At 67.4% G+C, this 3,012-nt stretch carries 3 protein-coding genes; 1 reads left to right on the top strand and 2 read right to left on the bottom strand.

The genetic code is table 11. The annotated features are described in order from the left end of the window. Positions 1-613: Rieske 2Fe-2S domain-containing protein (locus tag FFS49_RS41665; RefSeq protein WP_137951084.1), on the bottom strand; the 613-nt coding region annotated here is incomplete at its 3' end. Positions 614-851: 238 nt separating this feature from the next. On the opposite strand from FFS49_RS41665, the gene FFS49_RS41660 reads away from it, so the two are divergent. Then, positions 852-2,012, top strand: coding sequence for an NAD-dependent formate dehydrogenase (locus tag FFS49_RS41660; RefSeq protein ID WP_039371518.1), 1,161 nt, complete (start codon positions 852-854; stop codon positions 2,010-2,012). A 22-nt stretch (positions 2,013-2,034) separates the two neighbouring features. Here FFS49_RS41660 and FFS49_RS41655 read toward each other — a convergent pair. Beyond that, positions 2,035-3,012 (bottom strand): PLP-dependent aminotransferase family protein (locus tag FFS49_RS41655; RefSeq protein WP_137951083.1); only part of this gene is annotated, 978 nt, incomplete at its 5' end.

Here is a 3,012-nt window from a genome sequence, read left to right as displayed (position 1 = left end):
GCGTGCCGCACCGCACGTCGATATGGTGGTCCGCATAGAACGACGGCGCACGCAGCGGCAGCCAGTCGGCATCCGCGGTGCCCGCGAGATAGTCTTTCGACAGGTTCGGCCGGTCGTACGGCGGATCGGCATCGGCCGTGAGCAGCGTGACGGGATGCGGATAGCCTTCCTGCCGCAGCGTCACCGCGGCCGCGATGGCCGCCGCACCGCCGCCGACGATCACCACCGACGCGGGCAGTCCGGCCGCATTCAGCGCGGGCGGCACGGCGGCCGGCCCTGCATCGAGCACGACGGCGCGGCCGTCGCGGCGTTCGACACGCCAGCACGGCAGCCCGTCGAGCGCCGGCGCGCGCAGCAACTCGCCGGTGCGCAGGCAGAACGCCGCGTGATGCCACGGGCAGTGAATCGTGTCGCCCTCCAGCAGGCCGTCGGCGAGCGGCGCGCCGTAGTGCGGGCACTGCGCGCCCACGGCAAACAGCTCATCGGCGCGGCGCACGAGCAGCACCGCCGTATCGCCGACATGGCCCTCGATCATTGCGCCGTCGGCGAGCTCGTCGAGCGCGATGCCTTGCGTGAGATCGGGGCGTGACGGCGAATCGTCGCTTTCAGTCATGACGTGGCTCCCGAAAAGTCAGGTAACGATCCCATTATCGACATCCCTCCTGAAAAGAACAGGTACAGACGCCCCCGCACCGCACGCAAACACCGACTGTAGCTTGTCGCCGATCCATGACGGGCGTAGAACGTCATCAACGTTGCGGCGCAACACACCCGCTGCCTGCCGCGCACGTCGGGCATCGTGCGCAATCCGCATGCCGCGCGCCTTCCCCCGTCACCCGGAGTGCTACCCGATGGCCACCGTCCTGTGCGTGCTCTACCCCGATCCCGTGGACGGCTATCCGCCGCGCTACGTGCGCGATGCGATTCCGGTCATCACGCACTACGCGGACGGACAAACCGCACCGACGCCGGCCGGCCCGCCCGGCTTTCGCCCCGGCGAACTCGTCGGCTCGGTGTCCGGCGCGCTCGGCTTGCGCGCCTATATGGAAGCGCACGGCCACACGCTGATCGTCACGAGCGACAAGGACGGCCCCGACTCCGAATTCGAGCGCCGGCTGCCCGAAGCGGACGTGGTGATCTCGCAGCCGTTCTGGCCCGCGTACCTGACGGCCGAACGGATCGCCCGCGCGCCGAAGCTGAAGCTCGCGCTGACGGCCGGCATCGGCTCCGATCACGTCGATCTCGACGCCGCCGCACGCGCGCACATCACCGTCGCCGAAGTCACCGGCTCGAACAGCATCAGCGTGGCCGAGCACGTGGTGATGACGACGCTCGCGCTGGTGCGCAACTACTTGCCGTCGCATGCGATCGCGCAGCAAGGCGGCTGGAACATCGCCGATTGCGTGTCGCGCAGCTACGACGTCGAAGGCATGCATTTCGGTACGGTCGGCGCGGGGCGCATCGGGCTCGCGGTGCTGCACCGGCTGAAACCGTTCGGGCTGCATCTGCACTACACGCAGCGCCACCGGCTCGATGCGTCGATCGAACAGGCGCTCGGGCTCACGTATCACGCCGATGCCGCGTCGCTCGCGAGCGCCGTCGACATCGTCAACCTGCAGATTCCGCTGTACCCGTCGACCGAGCACCTGTTCGACGCGGCGATGATCGCGCGCATGAAGCGCGGCGCGTACCTGATCAACACCGCGCGCGCCAAGCTGGTGGATCGCGACGCGGTCGTGCATGCCGTCACGTCCGGGCATCTCGCGGGCTATGGCGGCGACGTGTGGTTTCCGCAGCCGGCGCCGGCCGATCATCCTTGGCGCACGATGCCGTTCAACGGGATGACCCCGCACATCTCGGGCACGTCGCTGTCCGCGCAGGCACGCTACGCGGCCGGCACGCTGGAGATCCTGCAATGCTGGTTCGACGGCAAGCCGATCCGCAACGAATACCTGATCGTCGACGGCGGCACGCTCGCGGGAACCGGCGCGCAGTCGTACCGGCTGACGTGACGCCGCGCGCGCGGCGGCTCACTCAGTCGAGGCAGTAGGCGGCGAGCTTGCCGACCGCGATCACCGCCTGTTCGATCTCCGGCGACCACGGGCTGCTGTAGTTCAGCCGGATGAAGTTCCGGTAGCTGTCCGTGATCGAGAACATGTAGCCGGGCCCGATCGTGATCCCCTGCTCCAGCGCGAGCTGGTACAGCCGCATCGCGTCGATCTGCGCAGGCAGCTCGATCCACAGCACGTAGCCGCCCGCCGGGCTCGAGATGCGCGTGCCTTCCGGAAAGAACCGCGACACCATCGTGCGCATCAGGTTCGCTTGCTGCGCGTAGGCCTTGCGAATCCGCCGCAGGTGATGCTCGTAGCCGTCGCGTTCGAGAAACTCCGCGATCGCGAGCTGCGGCAATGATGGCGTCGCGAGCGTGTTCAGGAATTTCAGCTTCTCGACCTGCTCGCGATAGCGGCCCGGCAGCGCCCACCCGATCCGGTATGCGGCCGTCAGGCTTTTCGAGAACGACGAGCAATGCAGCACGATGTCGTGCCGGTCGAACGACTTCAGCGTGCTCGGATGCATGTTGCCGAAGTACAGTTCGTTATACACACCGTTCTCGATGATCGGCAGGTCGGCTTTCGCGGCGAACTCGACCAGCTCGCGCTTGCGTTCGTCCGGCATCTGGAAGCCGAGCGGGTTCTGGAAGTTCGGCATCACCATGCACGCGGCGATCGGCTGCGACTTCGCGATCGCGGCCAGCGCCGCGATGTCGATCCCGTATTCCGGATGCGTGGCCACCTCGATCGCCTTCATTCCCATCCGTTCGATCGCATGCAACATCGCGTAGAACGTTGGCGATTCCACTGCAATCGTGTCGCCCGGTTTCGCAACGGCCTGCAGGCACAGGTTGATCGCCTCCGTCGCGCCGACCGTCACGATGATCTCGTTCGGGTCCACCGACATCCCGTTTTCCAGGTAGCGGCGTGCGATCTGGCGGATCAGCCGCGGGTGGCCGGG

The organism is Burkholderia sp. 4NA327C6 (assembly GCF_005502655.1).
Classification (GTDB): Bacteria; Pseudomonadota; Gammaproteobacteria; order Burkholderiales; family Burkholderiaceae; genus Burkholderia; species Burkholderia contaminans.
Note: the sequence above shows the minus strand (reverse complement) of the source record. Positions and strands in the feature narration are given on the sequence as shown.

Coding starts and splice junctions, on each gene's coding strand:
- FFS49_RS41660 (WP_039371518.1), top strand. CDS start 852: ATGGCCACCGTCCTGTGCGTGCTCTACCCCGATCCCGTGGACGGCTAT.